The organism is Clostridium sp. AM22-11AC, assembly GCF_003473545.1.
Lineage (GTDB): Bacteria > Bacillota > Clostridia > Lachnospirales > Lachnospiraceae > Enterocloster.
In genome coordinates, this window is record NZ_QUCM01000003.1 from 160885 (window position 1) to 177507 (window position 16623).

At 45.9% G+C, this 16623-nt stretch carries 13 protein-coding genes; 1 reads left to right on the forward strand and 12 read right to left on the reverse strand.

What is annotated here, in order from left to right; genetic code table 11:
• From DW251_RS04665 to DW251_RS04715, 11 genes are all read right to left on the reverse strand, one after another.
• Entirely contained in the window at window positions 1-417 is a 417-nt protein-coding gene (locus tag DW251_RS04665; RefSeq protein WP_021870967.1) for a hypothetical protein, read from the reverse strand.
• Between the two features lie 158 nt (window positions 418-575).
• The gene (locus DW251_RS04670; protein ID WP_118300370.1) at window positions 576-3086 is read right to left on the reverse strand and encodes an ATP-dependent Clp protease ATP-binding subunit; all 2511 of its coding nucleotides are present in this window, start codon (window positions 3084-3086) and stop codon (window positions 576-578) included.
• Between the two features lie 44 nt (window positions 3087-3130).
• Entirely contained in the window at window positions 3131-4150 is a 1020-nt protein-coding gene (locus tag DW251_RS04675) for an ATP--guanido phosphotransferase (RefSeq protein WP_118300371.1), read from the reverse strand.
• On the reverse strand, window positions 4143-4751 hold the full coding sequence (locus tag DW251_RS04680) for a UvrB/UvrC motif-containing protein (protein ID WP_118300372.1): 609 nt from the start codon (window positions 4749-4751) through the stop codon (window positions 4143-4145). The genes DW251_RS04675 and DW251_RS04680 overlap by 8 nt, the downstream gene beginning before the upstream one ends.
• 1 nt (window position 4752) lies before the next feature.
• On the reverse strand, window positions 4753-5142 hold the full coding sequence (locus DW251_RS04685; protein WP_021870963.1) for a GntR family transcriptional regulator: 390 nt from the start codon (window positions 5140-5142) through the stop codon (window positions 4753-4755).
• A 118-nt stretch (window positions 5143-5260) separates the two neighbouring features.
• The gene (udp, locus tag DW251_RS04690) at window positions 5261-6040 is read right to left on the reverse strand and encodes a uridine phosphorylase (protein ID WP_118300373.1); all 780 of its coding nucleotides are present in this window, start codon (window positions 6038-6040) and stop codon (window positions 5261-5263) included.
• A gap of 65 nt (window positions 6041-6105) precedes the next feature.
• Window positions 6106-7212, reverse strand: coding sequence for a molybdopterin-guanine dinucleotide biosynthesis protein B (gene mobB, locus DW251_RS04695; protein ID WP_182433577.1), 1107 nt, complete (start codon window positions 7210-7212; stop codon window positions 6106-6108).
• 131 nt (window positions 7213-7343) lie between these two features.
• Window positions 7344-8546, reverse strand: a complete 1203-nt coding sequence (locus tag DW251_RS04700; protein ID WP_021870959.1) for an FprA family A-type flavoprotein — start codon at window positions 8544-8546, stop codon at window positions 7344-7346.
• Window positions 8547-8628: 82 nt separating this feature from the next.
• A complete protein-coding gene (locus DW251_RS04705; protein ID WP_021870958.1) occupies window positions 8629-10260 on the reverse strand; it encodes a cadherin-like beta sandwich domain-containing protein in 1632 nt (543 codons plus the stop codon).
• A 24-nt stretch (window positions 10261-10284) separates the two neighbouring features.
• The gene (locus DW251_RS04710) at window positions 10285-12492 is read right to left on the reverse strand and encodes an SH3 domain-containing protein (RefSeq protein ID WP_021870957.1); all 2208 of its coding nucleotides are present in this window, start codon (window positions 12490-12492) and stop codon (window positions 10285-10287) included.
• Between the two features lie 281 nt (window positions 12493-12773).
• Window positions 12774-14018, reverse strand: coding sequence for a D-alanyl-D-alanine carboxypeptidase family protein (locus DW251_RS04715; protein WP_021870956.1), 1245 nt, complete (start codon window positions 14016-14018; stop codon window positions 12774-12776).
• Window positions 14019-14205: 187 nt separating this feature from the next.
• On the opposite strand from DW251_RS04715, the gene DW251_RS04720 reads away from it, so the two are divergent.
• On the forward strand, window positions 14206-15141 hold the full coding sequence (locus DW251_RS04720; protein ID WP_021870955.1) for an RluA family pseudouridine synthase: 936 nt from the start codon (window positions 14206-14208) through the stop codon (window positions 15139-15141).
• On the opposite strand, the gene DW251_RS04725 is transcribed toward DW251_RS04720, so the two are convergent.
• On the reverse strand, window positions 15104-16615 hold the full coding sequence (locus DW251_RS04725; RefSeq protein ID WP_021870954.1) for an RsmB/NOP family class I SAM-dependent RNA methyltransferase: 1512 nt from the start codon (window positions 16613-16615) through the stop codon (window positions 15104-15106). The two genes, DW251_RS04720 and DW251_RS04725, sit on opposite strands and share 38 nt — an antisense overlap.
• Window positions 16616-16623 lie beyond the last annotated feature (8 nt).

Genomic DNA, 16623 nt, shown 5'->3' on the forward strand with positions numbered 1-16623 from the left:
CTATGCTCTCTTTACTGCCTTTACCTTAACGGAAGTTCCTTCTTCTAACTCTACGCTGACGCTTAACTTTCCGCTCATGTTGGTCTTCATGCTTCCCACAGCAGCTCCGTCTACATATACTTCGTAGTCAGTATCATTTTCCAGCTGAACTGTGATCTGGGCATCCTTATCGCCCTCTACTTCAAACTCTATACTGTCATCTGTTACTTTAAAATGTTCTGCTACTGTGCCCGGAACAGACTCATATACGAACATTTCGTTGCGCTCTAATTTTGTGATTTCGTTGTAAGTTTTAACCTTATAGATATCTCCCTGGTATTCAAAATCGGACTTCTTTGACTTCTGTCCTAACTTGTAATTTCCAAAACTGATGGTGCCATCCTGCTCTGTGCGGATCAATTCTTCAACAACTGGCATCTTTTTATCCTCCTGCTCTTTATCTGTAAATTCTCTGGTCGTACCTTTTCATCCGGCATTCCTGTCAGACTTTATGGGTTTTCACCGTATTCCCAGTAGATCATTTATAACGGGTATCTATAATTATACAACAATTTTCATAAAATAACCAGTATATTTTACGCCTTTGCCTCAGGCTTTGAAGCAGTATCTGCTGCCTGCGCTTTTTTCTTTCTGGCTGCTGCTTTCTTCTTTACTGTAAAGGTAAGTTTTCCTTCTTCACAGTCAACTTCCACATTTACACCCTTCTTCAGTTTTCCGTCCAGGATCTCTTCTGCCATCTTATCTTCTAACAGGCTCTGGATGGTACGGCGCAGCGGTCTTGCACCGTATTTATCATCATAGCCCTTGTCGATCAGCAGATCCTTTGCCGCCTCATTTACAGTAAGGGTAATGCCAAGCTGTTCTTTGCTGCGTTTTTCAATGCCTCTCAGCATAATATCCGCAATTCCCTTCATATGCTCTTTCGTCAGCTGATGGAATACGATGATCTCGTCAATACGATTTAAAAACTCCGGCTTGAACAGGCGTTTTACCTCTTCCATCACACGGCCCTTCATGAATTCATGATCTGCCTTTGCGTCTGTGGCAACTCCGAAGCCAAGACGTTTCGGTGCGATGATATTTTCAGCACCTGCATTGGAAGTCATAATGATAATGGTATTCTTAAAGTCGATCTTTCTTCCCTGGGCATCTGTGATGTGTCCGTCATCTAATACCTGCAAAAGGATATTAAATACATCCGGATGGGCCTTTTCGATCTCATCAAACAGGATCACGCTGTAAGGATTTCTGCGCACTTTTTCACTGAGCTGTCCACCCTCCTCATAGCCTACATATCCTGGCGGGGAACCGATCATCTTGGAAACACTGTGCTTTTCCATGTACTCAGACATATCTACCCTGATCAGGGAACTTTCTGTACCGAACATGGCTTCTGCCAGTGCCTTTGAAAGTTCCGTTTTTCCCACACCGGTAGGTCCTAAGAATAAGAAAGAACCGATGGGACGCTTTGGATCTTTTAAGCCGATCCTGCCTCTTCGGATGGCTTTTGATACAGCGGTAACAGCCTCCTCCTGGCCTACGACTCTTTCGTGGAGGATGCCTTCTAAGTTCTTTAAACGCTCTGACTCTTCCTGTGCCAGTTTCTTCACCGGAATCTTGGTCCATCCGGCTACTACATCTGCCACTTCATTTTCACCTACTACCAGTTTTCTGGTTTCTTTCTCTTTTTCCCATTTTTCCAGAGTCAAGCGGATCTTTTCTTTCAGTTTTTCCTGTTTTTTCTTAATATCTCCTGCCTTTTCATAGGCCTCATCACGGATCGCAGACTCTTTTTCTTCTTCCAGATCATCGATCTGTGCCTCGTAATCCTTGATCTTGGACGGCTTTGTATAATTTGACAGGCGTACTTTGGAAGCTGCCTCATCGATCAGGTCAATGGCCTTATCCGGCAGGAAACGGTCATTGATATAGCGGCTGGAAAGCTTTACAGCTGCCTCTAAGGCATCATCTGTGATCTCTACCCTGTGATGTTCCTCATAACGGCTTCTCAGCCCCTTTAAAATGGCAATGGACTCTTCTTCTGAAGGCTCGTCCACAGTAACCGGCTGGAACCGGCGCTCTAAGGCAGAGTCTTTTTCTATATATTTTCTGTATTCGTTAATGGTAGTAGCACCGATCAGCTGCAGTTCCCCTCTTGCAAGGGACGGCTTTAAGATATTGGATGCATCCAGAGCACCCTCTGCACCGCCAGCACCTATAATGGTGTGGATCTCATCAATAAAAAGAAGGACGTCTTTTGCTTCTACTACCTCTGCGATCACTTTCTTAATGCGCTCTTCAAATTCGCCTCTGTACTTGGAACCTGCCACCATACCGGAAAGGTCCAGAGTCATAACTCTCTTATCCGCAATGGTATCCGGCACATCCCCTGCTGCAATTCTCTGGGCAAGTCCTTCTACTACTGCGGTCTTTCCTACTCCCGGCTCTCCGATCAGACACGGATTATTCTTAGTACGGCGGCTTAAGATCTGGATCACTCTCTGGATCTCATGTTCCCTGCCGATCACAGGATCTAACTTTCCATCCAGTGCCATCTGGGTCAGATTGCGGCTGTAGCTGTCAAGGGCCGGTGTGGAACTTCCCCGTTTTCCGGAATTTCCACGCTGCATCTCATCTTTAATAGAAGGCGCATCTTCACCCATAGCTGCCAGAAGGTCAATATATAATTTCTGTACACTGATCCCCATTGTATTTAAAAGACGGCTTGCCACACAGTCTCCTTCTCTTAAAATAGCGATCAGAATGTGTTCTGTACCGATCTGTGCTGCCTTAAAGCGTACTGCTTCCCTATAACTGTTTTCTATTACCCTGCGGGCTCTTGGGGTATAGGCTGCATTTTCTGCCATCTGTACAGAAGTATTTGGGGAGATCAGCTGGCTGACTAATTCTACTACCTTTGACTCCTCAACCCCATTTTCCTCTAAGACCCTGGCTGCAACGCCGGTTCCTTCCTGTAAAAGGCCGATCAGCAGATGCTCGGTTCCCACATAACCGTGGTTTAAGCTTTCTGCCATTCCTACTGCCAGGCTTAAGGCCTCTTTCGCCTGCGGTGTATATCGTTCCATTGTTGTCCTCCTTTATGTCCCTGTGCATTTCAAAAATCCATCTGTCAGCTGCATATCTGAGGTAAATGTTCCCTGATATAAGCTGCTCTTACACAGTCCGTCTCTTCTTTGTCCAAAGGCCTGCTGGCCCACAGATTTAAGTTGGCCGGTTTGATACCTACCAAAAGACTGTACAGACTTTCTTCTTTCTCAAAAGAGATCAGTCCGTCTGTCTCTCCGGAGATCAGCTGTCCAATAAATACCCTGGCATCTTTTTCTGCCATTTTCCGCGCATACTTTAAAACACCATAGGATTTATACGTCTCGTCTTCCCGCTCCAGCTTTCTGGCATTTAAAGCGGCTTTTCTCACTTTCTGTTCCTGACTGTTTAACTGGACAGCTGCTTTGTTTACCAGCTCAATGATCTCCCGTTCTGACAGTCCTAAGGTTCTCTGGTTTGACAGTTCGTACATATTGCCTGCATTTTCACTGCCTTCCCCGAAAAGTCCCCGTATGGACGTTCCCAGTCTTCCCATATCTGCCACGATCCCCTGAAATTTCTTCAGCTGGGACAGCATAGGCAGGTGGATCACCACGCAGGCCTTAAGTCCTGTTCCCATATTGGTAGGGAACGTGGTCAGATAACCATATTTTTCATCATAGGCATAAGGGAAATGTTTATTGATCCTGTCGTCTGCAGCATCTGCTTTCTGCCACAGCTTTTCAAGGCACAGACCAGGTGCCAAAAACTGCATCCTTATATGGTCATCTGCTCCCAGTAAAATACTTTCTGACTCGTCTTCTGACAGGTACAGTCCCTGTGCGTATGTTTTTTCCACTGCACAGCGGTTTAAGATCCGCCGTTCCCTTAAGGCTTTCTTTTCTGCCTGCTGCATATTTTCCAGAGCATAGTAGGGATAAGGGATCTCTTTTAAACCGTCTTTTAAGCCGTCTACCAGCTCCCTGCTTCCTTCTTCGTCCAGTCTGGAAGGAAATACATATTCATCCCAGTTTCTTGCAAGGCGGATCCTGCTGTATATAATATTGGACTTTTCTTCCAATGTTTTCTCATACCATTTACTCATGCACTTCGCCGCCCTTTCCTGCCTTTAATGCCCGGATCTGATCCCGGCATGCAGCTGCTGTTTCATAATCTTCTTTTTCCAGGGCTTCTTTTAATCTTCGCTCCAGCTGCGTTATCTCTTTCATGCCTTCCGGCTGCTCTTTTGCGGCATTCTCTCCTGCTTTCTGCAAAACATCAGCCGGTACCATCTCTTCATTGTTTTCAGAAATGGTTTCCTGTGCCCTCTGATATTTTGGCTGTTTTCCCCTGTGGCTTTCACTGCCCTGGAGCTGCTTGATCTTATCATTGATAAAAAGATCAAAAACGCCATAGCAGTCCGGACAGCCGAAGCGGCTGTTTTGAACAAAATCATCAAAACTGGTACCGCAGGTAGGACACACCACCCTGGAACGTTCATCGGTTTCTTCTTCATCTTCCTCCAACCCTAAAAGTCCGGAAAGCAGTTTTCCCAGCGGGAATTCTCCGTCTAACAAAGCCGTATACTGTCCAAAATCAATTTCCTTCGCACAGTGGGAGCAGAGATTATGCTCCGTTTTTACTCCGTTAATGATCTCTGTATATTTAATATTCGCTTCCCGTACTTTGCATTTTTCACATAACATATTAATCCTCCCGGGCCTCACGCTTCGTATATCTGTCATAGATCTCATCTACCAGCTGATGCGCTTCCTCCCTGGAAACATCCCTGCAGATCCCGCAGGCAAGCACTACATCCAGATTTTGACGCATCTCATCGATGGCCTGGATCTTATCCACATCCAGGGAAACTACAGCCCCTCTGCGGCGGTCCAGTTTCACAAACCCTTCCTGGCGCAGAACAGAATACGCTTTATTTACTGTATGCATATTAATGCCGATATGATCTGCCATCTGTCGCACAGAAGGTAAGGTATCCCCTTCCCGGATCATATCTGTAGCAATCCCCATGATGATCTGGTTGCGCAGCTGGATATAGATTGCTTCATCGCTGTTAAAATCAATTTTCAGTATCATAAACCCACCAACTTTCAGGGGCTGCCGCTACAAAATCTTTGTCTGCGGCAGCCCCACTGTTTTTATCTGCTAAGTTATATCTGTTCTAATAATAATATAACAACTTTTTTTGCATCCGTCAAGAAGTTTTATCTCTTTTGATCAGGCGCCTCATGGCATCTGCTGCTACACGCACTGCCTGCTCCGTATCATGGCATTGGATATCCTCAAGTCCTTTAGCCCGCCTTGTCTGGTTTCCCAGTACTAAAAGGACCGTTCCCACGCGGACTCTCCTTGCTGCTGCCACAACAAACAGAGCAGCTGACTCCATCTCACTGGCAAGAGCGCCACAGTCAAGCCACGCCTGCCATTTTGACTTTAATTCCCCTCTTACGGGCATACTGTCCGGATCTAACTGGCCATAAAAAGAGTCTTTGCAGTGGACAACTCCTGTATGGAACCTCTGGCCATCTGCTTTTGCTGCCTCTGCCAGGGCATTTACAACCTGAAAATCCGCCACTGCCGGAAATTCAACAGGCGCGTACTGAAGCCCGGTGCCTTCCATACGGATCGCACCGGTAGCGATCACCAGATCACCGCCCAGTACATTTTCCTCTATACCACCGCAGGTTCCCACACGGATAAAGCACTCAGCGCCGCAGTGGATCAGTTCTTCCATTGCGATGGCAGCAGACGGGCCCCCGATGCCTGTACTGCACACACTTACTTTCTCTCCTTCCAATGTACCTGTATAAATGGTATATTCCCTGTTTGAAGCAACAAATCTGGGATCTTCTAAATATCTGGCAATCTTCTCACATCTGCCCGGATCACCTGGCAGGATCACATACCGTCCTACATCTCCCGGACGTATTTTTAAATGATATTCCTCGTTTCCTACACTGTATGCAACTGGCATAATAATCCCTCCTGTTGTATCCATAAATTTTCTGTTTTTATTGTACCACACCCCTATATCGTCTGTCAAATTCTCCGGTTGTCCCAGAACTTTTCTGCTTCTTTTAAAACGATTTCCAAAATAGCGTCGATCTCATGAAAATCATACACCGGACAGTCTGACATAGACTCTGCATCAAATCCGGACCATGTATCCGGCCTGAAATCTGTAACATACGCCTTTACAGTCTCTTTTCTGCACACAGCTTTTTTTGAAACATCACGGCGCATCACTTCTATTTTGGCATAATGGGAGTCTTTCAGTCCTTCCACCAGGATCAGATCCATATCCTGAAAAAAAGGCAAAAAATCTTCTGCCTCATGGCCCTTTTCCTCTTTTACCAGACAGAAACGATTTTCCGAATAGACTAACGTTCCCACTGCCCCCGCTGCTTTGTGACGGTAACTGTCTGTTCCCGGTACATCCGGCACAAAATCATGGCCATCGTGTTTGATCACAGCCACCCTAAGCCCGCGCACGGAAAATTCCCGGACTAAAGTTTCCGTAAGAGTCGTCTTGCCCGTATTTTTCTTTCCGCTGACTGCAAATACCGGTGTTTTCAAGCATGTAAGTTCTCCTAATGCCTGGGGAGTATTCACATTTAAAAACCACCGGTCAGGTACATGTTCGTTTTCTGTTTCTAAAACCTTTACCTGCAGTTTTCCTAACAGATCACGTACTTTCCCATTTTTTTCCAAAAGTTGTTTTTCAAGAACCGGCAGACATCTGGCTGAATACCAGCCGCACACTGGATGAATCCGCCCGTCTCTTGTTTTCCAGATCACAGCATCCCATTTATCTCCTGCTTCCATAAGAGCGCGTTTCCCCAGATAAGATGCAAATAAGGGCATATCGCAGGAAACAAAAAACAGTCCATCAAGACCGGTCTGTTTTAAACAGGAATAGATCCCTCCTAAAGGTCCGGCCTCTGGGATCAGATCAGGGATTGCCCTGGGATCCGGGCTTTTTTTTGCCTCTGATACAAAAACCGACAATCCCAGCTGCTCCAGTTCTCCTTTGATCCGTTCTTCAAAACTTTTTCCCCTGTAAAGAAGCTTGGCTTTATCACTTCCGCCCATACGGCTGGACTTTCCGCCTTTAAGCAGGACACATCCATACTGTTCCATTTTCATTTTCCTTCTCTTTATCATGAAATACGTACACCTGGAAATCTTTCGTTATTTTCCAATATCCAGGTGTAAAAAAGCAGGAAGCCATATATCCCGCTTCCTGCCTTTTTATTTTCTAATGTACTTACAAGATCTTACTGTAAAGATGCAACAATAGCATCTGCCAGTGCCTCTAACTGTGCATCCTGCTCATCCTTTAAAGCAGATTTAACAGTGACAGTCTGCTCTAAAATGTTCATGTTCTTCATGCCGGAAAGGATCTCTTTCATCTGCTTTCCTGCAACAACACCCCAGGTACCATTTTCGATCACAGCTACAGTACGGTTCTGCAGTCCATGTGCCTTTAAGTCATTTAAAACATGTTCCATATTGGTAAAGATGCCGCCATTATAGGTAGCTGCTGCAAATACCAGATGGCTGCAGCGGAATGCTTCGCTTACGATCTGGGATGGATGGGTTGCAGATACATCATAAACTGCAATATTTCTCACACCCTTGTCAGCCAGCTTGCATGCCAGGATATTGGCTGCGTTTTCCGTATTTCCGTAAATAGAACCATAGGCGATCATAACACTCTTTTCTTCCGGTGCATAGCTGCTCCAGGTTAAGTATTTATCTACATACCAGCTGATATTTTCACGCCATACAGGTCCATGTAGCGGGCAGATGGTAGCGATCTCCAGTCCTGCTGCTTTCTTAAGCAGTGTCTGTACCTGCATGCCATACTTTCCAACGATATTGGTATAATATCTTCTTGCATCATCCAACCAGTCACGCTCAAAGTTTACTTCATCTGCAAACAGGTTGCCATTCATGGCGCCGAAAGTACCAAAAGCATCTGCGGAGAATAAAGTCTTGTCTGTGGTATCGTAAGTAACCATAACTTCCGGCCAGTGTACCATTGGTGCCATTACAAATGTAAGGTTATGCTTACCGGTGCAGAGAGTATCTCCTTCTTTTACTACTACGGATCTGGAGTCAATATCAAGATCAAAGAACTGCTTGATAATACCAACTGTCTTTGCATTGCATACGATCTTTGCTTCCGGATGCTTTTCTGCGATCTGTCCTAAGGTTGCAGCATGGTCTGGTTCCATGTGGTCTACTACGATATAATCTAATGGACGGCCGTCTAAAACCTTTGCCAGGTTCTCATAAAACTGTCCTGCTACTGCCCAGTCTACTGTATCAAAAAGAACCGTCTTTTCATCTAACAAAACATAGGCATTATAGGAAACACCTCTTGGGATCGGGTATGCATTTTCAAACAGAGCCAGACGTCTGTCTGTACCTCCTACCCAGAATAAATCTTCTTTTACTTTTTTTACACAATACATCGCTTATCATCCTTTCTGTTCCTATTTGTCAGGCAGCCCATTCCTGACTTTCAGGGCCGCCTGGTTGTTTAAGCGTTACATTTTACAGGTCAAATACCTCAAAATCATCTTCTTCTTTTTCGTTCTGGTCTTCAGAAGTTTCTTCGGATCCGGCAGGTTCTTTTTCTTCTTCCTGCTCTTCCACCTCGTCTATATCCAGATCTTCAAAGTCAAAGTCTTCTATATCATCTTCTTCCAGATCTTCATCCTCTGTATCCTCTTTTGGATTTTCTTTTTCATTTTCATCTACAGAGTCTTCCTCTGGCTCGTCCTCTTCCGGTTCCTTATCATCTGCATCATCCAGATCCTCAAACTGGAAGTCATCCTCGTCCTGGTCGTCTACTTCTTCCAGATCATCTTCCGGTTCGTCTTCAGGCTCTTCCACCTCTTCGCCATAAAGATCGTCCTCGTCCTCATCTTCCTCTTTTACAGGTTTCTTTTCAGAACGGGCTGTCTTTTTCTCTGCTGAAGAAGATTTCTTTTTCTTACCTGTAACAGATACGATGAGAAGTACCATAAAGATCAGTGCTACAACGATGGCAGCGATCAGCAGTGTCCTGAACAGGCTGTAGTCATTTCTTAAGGAGTCATACTTGTCTGCCAGCTGTGTATAAACTTCCTCACTTACTGCTCCCTGAGCAGCCGGGTCTTCAAAGTAACGCTGAATGGTACGCTCATTATTATTTAAGTCATAGCGGTAGAAATTCTTCTCGCCAGCTTCATTCATAGCGTAGATCACGCAATACTGATGCTCTGTTTCATTGCCCCATACCCAGCCTTTTACAGCATGTCCGTCAATGGTAATGGCTGTTTCCACCAGTCCTTCCGGTACCTGTACAGAAGCATCCGGTGCCATCACTGTAAAGCTGCGTCTGGATACAGTCATCTGGAACTGTTCAAAGCTTTCTTCACCAGTTCCATCCTGTGTACTTTCATTTGGACCGCCTTCCTGCTTGGTGACAACGATCACATATTCCTTTGTAGTTTCTCCGTCCTGGGCAGTTACTTTTAAAGTAACTCTGTTTTCACCCATCTGGAGATTTTCATTGCCGCTTACCACCTTGGAAGCGCCTTCATCTGTAGTATCTGCACTGATGATCAGTTTATCCACATCGGTTCCTACGGTAACTGCATAGGAGTCTACATCAGAAGAAAATTCCGGTGTCAGGCTTCCCGGGGATACCTGAAGGGATTTTAAGCTTGCGTCCTTGGAAGCGCTTGATAAAGCACTGACTGTTACCTGGGACTCACCCTGTTTGTCTACGGTTACGATCTGGGAAGACGCATCGTAGATCTCCTGGCTGGTAACTGTAATCTTGCTGGTTCCTGCTGCAGATGCCTTAAACTTTAAGTCATAGGCAAGGGTGGTGGTATTTGCGCCACCGCCGTCACCATGAACACGGACTGCTCCATTTCCGCCTTCTGCATTGGTTCCTTCTATGAATTCCAGGCTTCCCGGATCATATGCCAGCATGATATCCGCTGTAGAAAGGTTATCACTGCTGGTGATCTTCATTTTTACATTGATCTCACTGCCTACAGATGCGGTAGGATCTGAAAAAGCGATCCTTGCAGTAGCTGCAAACGCCGTCATTCCGTATAATGGCAAAAATAAGGTTAATAGACAGATGGCTGCAACTGCGGCTGCCCACCGTCTGATCTGTTTGATTGTCATATTCATTCCTGCTTTCCTGTTTTTTTACTGCACATTCACAATGGTCACATTGCTGCCTCCAGGTGTCTGGCTGCTTCCCGTGTCACCTGGTCCTCCACTGCTTCCGCCCGGACTTGCCGGACTGGAAGAGGAACTGCTGTTTGAAGAATTTGCTGATCCCGTGCCGGAAGGTGTGTTTCCTCCTGACTGACGTACTACGTGGATACTGTATGTCCTTGTGCTTCCATTCTGAGCTGTAACAGTAATAGTAATATCACTGGAATTACCAGTAAGTTCTGTATTTCCGGTACCTGCAACGGATGCCTTGCCGTCTGCTGCTGTAGCGCTGATCTGAAGGCTGGTCACAGAAGTATCTACGATCAGATTGTAGCTTGTTGTATCCTTGCTGAAGGAAGGAGTTAAGCTGAAACCATCTGCACTCAGACCAGAAAGTTTGTTGTTAGGACTTCCGTCTCCTGTAGGCGCGCTGCATGCCTGTGCCGGCATGTTGTTAAATACAGGGATCTGGAATTCCAGGGCAGAACTCTTTAAGGAACTGTATGCCTTGGAAAGGCGCTCTGCTTCTGAGGCTGCTCCCTGTACATTGCTCATGTACTGATGTTTATAAGGATTGGATCCCTGCACATTGAACTTTTTAAGGTAAAATGTATTCTGCCCTGCTTTTACATAGTTGTCACCATAATTCTGGGCACCGCCTAAAATGGATTTTTCTACTGTATTCCATGGTCTTCCATAACTGCCGGACTGACTTGCATACCGCAGTCCCATCTGGGTTGCAGACATGGAACCGGACTGATAGGCTTCTACGTTAAAGAAGTTATAGTAACCGGAATATCCGGAATAATTACCTGAGATCAGCGGTGTTCCGCCATTGGTTCCCTGCTCCTGAAGGATCATGGCAGCTAAAACATAAGGACTTACGCCGGACTGCGCTGCTGCATCCATAAGGATATCCACATAGCTCTTGCTTCCAGATGAGCCGGAAGAAGGACTTGTTGTCTGGCCGGAAGGACTGGAAGAACTGTTATCAGTGGTTACAGTTCCAGGCTGTGAACTGCCTGTGCTATTTATCGTGCCATCAGACTGTCCCGGAGCTACCAGGCTTACATTGGAAGTTACCAGGTTATGCTCCTTTGGTGTAATAGACGCATGAGGCGCTTCCAGACTTACATTTCCATCTCCTGTACTGCTTTCTGTACTGTTTCCCGAACCGGAACTGCTTCCCGGTGCCTGGGTGCTTACATCATTGCTGCCGGATGTAGTGCTGCTCTCACCAGAAGAACTGCTGCCGGAAGGGCTGCCTCCTGCCACACCAGGTCCATGATTTGTATCACCTGTTGCACCGTTTCTTCCTCCCGGTCCCTCCTGTGAAACAGAACTGGAAGAACTGCCGGAAGAGCTGCTGCCTCCTGGTGTAGAAGAACCGCCGGAAGAAGAACTTCCCCCTGTTCCGGTGGAGTCTGTTGTTCCGGAAAGGAAGGAGCCGGAAACCATTCCTGTAAGGCCCTCTTTTGTCTGTGTGCTTCCATCATATTCATGGGAAAGGAACTGGAATACATAGGTATCATCTAAAAAGTTTCTTGGGTCCATGTAATAACGGATAATGTCCTGGGAAGCTGCTACCCAGTTGCTGCCGTCAAAGCCGGTCCAGGTACTGTTATCCCAGTTATAGGCACCGCTTTCTACGGATTTCCAGGAAGAAATGCTTCCTGTTGCAACCAGGTTTCGACCCAGGACCGACTCATTTTCAATGGCCGTATTCCAGTCGATCCCTGTATTTTTCGCCCGGAATACCCAGTTTGGATACTGGGCATGAAGCTGTCTTAAACCATCCTTATAACTTTCCGGAAATCCCTGGGAAGTCAGATAGGACTCAAAGCTTGCATCTGTAGAATAGGAAACAGGGAGTCTTATGTAAGCGGCGGATACATAACCTGTACCTGCCTGACCGTTACTGCCTGTGTACTGGATCCGGTACCAGGTCTTTCCATCAGTTCCCTTTTTTTCTCCTGTGATCTGGATGCTGGCTCCTGCTGCCAGACGGGCCACTGCACTGTAACCGGTTCCTGCATCACTTCTTACATTTAAAGAGGACGCCTTGACTGTAGCCGCCCCCGTATAAGCATAGGAATCCAACATGTGGATGGACAACGGGCTGGTCACCGGAAGGTTGGCCGCCAGTGTCAGGCCTAACAGGACTGCCAGACCTTTTTTGTATATTTTTCCCTTCATCTTGCTGTATTATCTCCTGAATTTTCTGTATCTCATGATACCAGATTGCTACGCACTTTGTGCTCTCGCAATCTTCAAAACCATTCGTAATCCGCTCATTTTTTGCAAAAATGGCTACTTACTCATGTTTTTGCGTGTCCCAAGATAAAAAATCCTCCTGCAAGCAGGCTTGCGTCGGATTTTTACCTTTCGACACTGGTATCATTATAATGATATTTACTCCTTAATGTCAACCGCAACAAAAAATGTTCACACAAATCAAACTAATTCGTAAGAAAACTTTAACACTTGTGGACCCACAGACCAAAAATATGTTCCAGCGTTCCCCAAAAAGTCATTTTTGTGATCTGGCGGTCACTGTATAAGGGAATTTCCCTTAGCAATTCCCCTTCTACATAATAACAAACCCGTCCTATCTTCTGCCCTTCTTTTACAGGAGCCTGCAGCTGCTTTGGCAGGAACACCTTTTTTTTCTGTTTTTCCTCTTTTTTTACCAGAGCATAAACATGTTTTTCCTCTGATCGTAAATCTTCCCTTGCCAGCACATGGTCCTGAGGCTGCTCTCCCCAGCAGATGCCGCCATCTACTTTTACAGGCAATGGCTCTGTTTTTTGGCAGCGTTCATACAGATCTGTTTTCTCATAATTTTCCATTCCATAGGAAAGAAGGCTTCTGGCATCTGACCATTTCCAGGTTTTATGAGGAGGCCAGCCACAGCCTAACAGGGCAATGATAAAAAGTTTTCCATTTTTTTCCAGCGCACCAACATAAGAATAACCTGCGCCCCCAGTAAAACCGGTCTTTCCTGTAAGGGCCCCGTCCATCATATCCAAAAGAGCATTGTGATTGCGGCACTGGATCTGCCTTTTATTTTCCAGATCATAAAATCCATGGTTCTGGGTCCTGGTTATCTTTAAAAACTCCTCTTTTTTCGGCGACTCCTGTATACAGTATAATAAGATCCTTGCCAGATCTTTTGCTGTAGTGGAATGGGTATGTATTTCTCCCTTTTCATCTGTTTCCTGGGCGTCTAAACCATTGGGGGTAATAAACCAGGTATCCTTACAGCCTAACTCCCTGGCTTTTTCATTCATCATAGCTGCAAAACCTTCTCTTGTACCGCCTATAAATTCCGCGATCATCACAGCTGCATCATTATAAGACTCCAGCATCAGGCCATACAGCAGGTCCTTTAAACGGTACTGCTCCCCTTTTCTTACTCCCATACGGACTTTAGGCTGGGAGGCTGCATAAGAAGAGGCACTTACCCATTCTTCCGTTTTTCCATTTTCAAGGGCAAGGATACAGGTCATGATCTTCGTGGTGCTGGCCATGGGACGGATCTGTTCTGCATTTTTTCCATATAAGATGCGTCCGCTTAAACCATCCATAAGCACGACGGACTGGGAATACAGGCGGAGTTCTTCCTGTTCCTGGGCCTTAACAGGAAAACTTTGAAATATCAGCCCCAGAAACAGTGTTAAAAACAGAAGCCATAACCATACAGGCCTGATCTTTTTTCTCATCCATTTTCTCCCTGGAGCATTTATGTACTCTCAAAATCTTATTTCATCCTATTCCCATTTTCCTGCAGATATGCAATAACCTGCACCGGAAGCTTTTGACGAACCTTTTAGGCTGTGTTATGATTTACAGGAAACTTAAAACAGATAAACGATCTAACAAAGATCATGAAGGGAATACAGACAATCGATGATCAAAAAGACATTACAATATAAAATAACAGAAAAGGACCAGGGAAAGACCGTAGAACAGTTTTTAAGAAGCAAAGGTTATTCCCACCGTCTGGTGGTAAAACTGCGGAATTCTCCTACCGGCCTTACCATCGGGGGAGAGCTTGCATTTACCATCCACAGGCTCCAGGCAGGTGAGATACTTATTGCTACTTTAGAGGAGGAAAATTCTCAGAATATTGTCCCTGTAGAACTTCCTTTAAATATTGTTTACGAAGATGAAGATATTTTAGTGGTAAATAAAGATGCCGGTGTACCCATCCACCCTTCCCAGGGCCATTTTGACCACACGCTGGCAAATGCAGTTGCCTGGTATTACCAGAGCAAAGGCCAGACCTTAGTCTACCGGGCGATCAACCGCTTAGACCGGGATACCACCGGCCTTTTAGTGATCGCTAAACATCTTTTAGCTGGCTGCATCCTTTCAGACCAGATGCTTAACAGGCAGATCCACAGACAGTACCGGGCAATTGTCTGCGGAAAAACAGAAAAAGAGGGCATCATTGATGCCCCCATTGGACGGGCTGAAGACTCTACCGTCCTTCGCCGTATTGACTTTGAACATGGTGAGACAGCCAGGACCCGTTACCGCCTGCTCTCTTATGATGAAGAAAAGGATCTTTCCTATATCAGCCTTAAATTAGATACGGGGCGGACCCACCAGATCCGTGTCCATATGAGTTATATTGGCCACCCCCTTCCCGGAGATTTCCTCTATAACCCGGACTACCGTTATATCAGCCGCCAGCCCCTTCACTCTTATGGTCTGGAGTTTATCCATCCCCTTACCGGAGAGCCTTTAAGCTTTACGGCCCATCTGCCTGCGGATATGGCAGCTTTGGTAAAAGAGCCGGAACTTACATCCACCGAAGGCCTTTGGGATAATGATTTTTAATGGTCCCGGCAGCCATCTTGCCCCAGCCAAGACTTACATTTCCTGTACAGATCAATACCCAGCCTTTTTCACAGGGAGCAGACATACCGGTATCACCGGTCAGTGTCTCCCCCTTTAAATATTTCACTGCCTCTGTTCCATCTGGTTCTACTTCTTTTTGTACTTTTGCATCTTCCGGAAACAGCCACAATGCCAGGGCATGAGATGGTTCAAAGCGGTTCTTTTTAATGGTTCCAATATGAAGCCCCGGACGCAGCACTTTCAGTCCTTTTAAACTTACCATCTGAGGCGGCAGCAGATACAGCTGGTCCCCAAAACGCAGATATTCTTTTCTTTTTTTCAGTACTTCCGGCTCTGTCAGTGTCTCCTCCAGAAAACGGTGCAGTTCTTTTAACACATCTTTTTCTTTTTTCAGATCCATATAAGCAGGCAGGCTTCTTTTTCCTGAAAAGCCCATACCGTCTTCTTTGCGGCGGAGCACTGCCATAAAATGGCCTTCTCCCTCTGTCTTATGGGGCATAATGCGGAACGCACGTTCCAGATGATACTTTTCAATTCCGTTCTCTCCTGCCAGGTCCCGTTCAGAGTCATCTTCCTTATCTGCTCCAAAAAAGGCCCACTGCGGCACTGCAGCCATAAGCCCTTTGGGGCATTCTCTCTCTTCCAGGTAAAAATCATCATGGCTCTTTAAAAAGGCAAGAATGGTCCCTTCATTTTCTTCCGGCGCAAAAGTACAGGTAGAATAGACCATGGTTCCCCCTGGTTTTAACATAGAAGCTGCATCTTCTAAGATCTCTCTCTGACGGGCAGCGCACATTTTTACATGGTCCTCGCTCCACTGTCTGACTGCTTCTTCCTCTTTACGGAACATTCCCTCTCCGGAACAGGGAGCATCTACTGCAATCCGGTCAAAAAACTGAGGAAAGACTTTCGCAAGGCTTGCTGCATCTTCATTTGTGACTACGCAGTTTCCAACTCCCATGCGCTCCATATTCTGGGAAAGTATCTTTGCCCTGCCCGGATGGATCTCATTTGATAAAAGAAAGCCTTCTCCTTTTAAACGGGATGCAATATGGCTGGACTTTCCGCCGGGAGCTGCACACAGATCCAATACATTTTCCCCTGGTTTCGGATTTAAAAACTCTACTACGGACATGGCACTTGGCTCCTGGATATAGTAAAGTCCTGCTTCATGGAACGGGTGTTTGCCAGGTCTTGCATCTAACGGGTAATAATAACCTTCTTTTACCCAGGGAACCGGCGTTAATTCCATATTTAAGAGTTTTGCGGTTTCTGCTGCCAGAGTCTTTACCCCTGCTTCTTCCCAGTCAGGTTCTCTTCCCTCTTTTGTCTTTAAACTGTTAAACCGCAGTCCCTGTACCTTTTCCTGCTCATAGCTGGCTTCAAATGCTTCATATTCATTTCCAAGCAGTTCCCTCATGCGCTCTTTAAAGCGTTGTGGCAGTTCTGTCATCCCATTGT

Bases quoted from the DNA above. Each gene is read 5' to 3' on its own strand.
- DW251_RS04720 (WP_021870955.1), top strand. From the start codon at position 14,206: ATGATCAAAAAGACATTACAATATAAAATAACAGAAAAGGACCAGGGA.
- DW251_RS04675 (WP_118300371.1), bottom strand. From the start codon at position 4,150: ATGAGTAAATGGTATGAGAAAACATTGGAAGAAAAGTCCAATATTATA.
- DW251_RS04685 (WP_021870963.1), bottom strand. From the start codon at position 5,142: ATGATACTGAAAATTGATTTTAACAGCGATGAAGCAATCTATATCCAG.
- DW251_RS04665 (WP_021870967.1), bottom strand. From the start codon at position 417: ATGCCAGTTGTTGAAGAATTGATCCGCACAGAGCAGGATGGCACCATC.
- DW251_RS04725 (WP_021870954.1), bottom strand. From the start codon at position 16,615: ATGACAGAACTGCCACAACGCTTTAAAGAGCGCATGAGGGAACTGCTT.
- udp (WP_118300373.1), bottom strand. From the start codon at position 6,040: ATGCCAGTTGCATACAGTGTAGGAAACGAGGAATATCATTTAAAAATA.
- DW251_RS04715 (WP_021870956.1), bottom strand. From the start codon at position 14,018: ATGAGAAAAAAGATCAGGCCTGTATGGTTATGGCTTCTGTTTTTAACA.
- DW251_RS04680 (WP_118300372.1), bottom strand. From the start codon at position 4,751: ATGTTATGTGAAAAATGCAAAGTACGGGAAGCGAATATTAAATATACA.
- DW251_RS04710 (WP_021870957.1), bottom strand. From the start codon at position 12,492: ATGAAGGGAAAAATATACAAAAAAGGTCTGGCAGTCCTGTTAGGCCTG.
- mobB (WP_182433577.1), bottom strand. From the start codon at position 7,212: ATGAAAATGGAACAGTATGGATGTGTCCTGCTTAAAGGCGGAAAGTCC.
- DW251_RS04700 (WP_021870959.1), bottom strand. From the start codon at position 8,546: ATGTATTGTGTAAAAAAAGTAAAAGAAGATTTATTCTGGGTAGGAGGT.
- DW251_RS04705 (WP_021870958.1), bottom strand. From the start codon at position 10,260: ATGACAATCAAACAGATCAGACGGTGGGCAGCCGCAGTTGCAGCCATC.
- DW251_RS04670 (WP_118300370.1), bottom strand. From the start codon at position 3,086: ATGGAACGATATACACCGCAGGCGAAAGAGGCCTTAAGCCTGGCAGTA.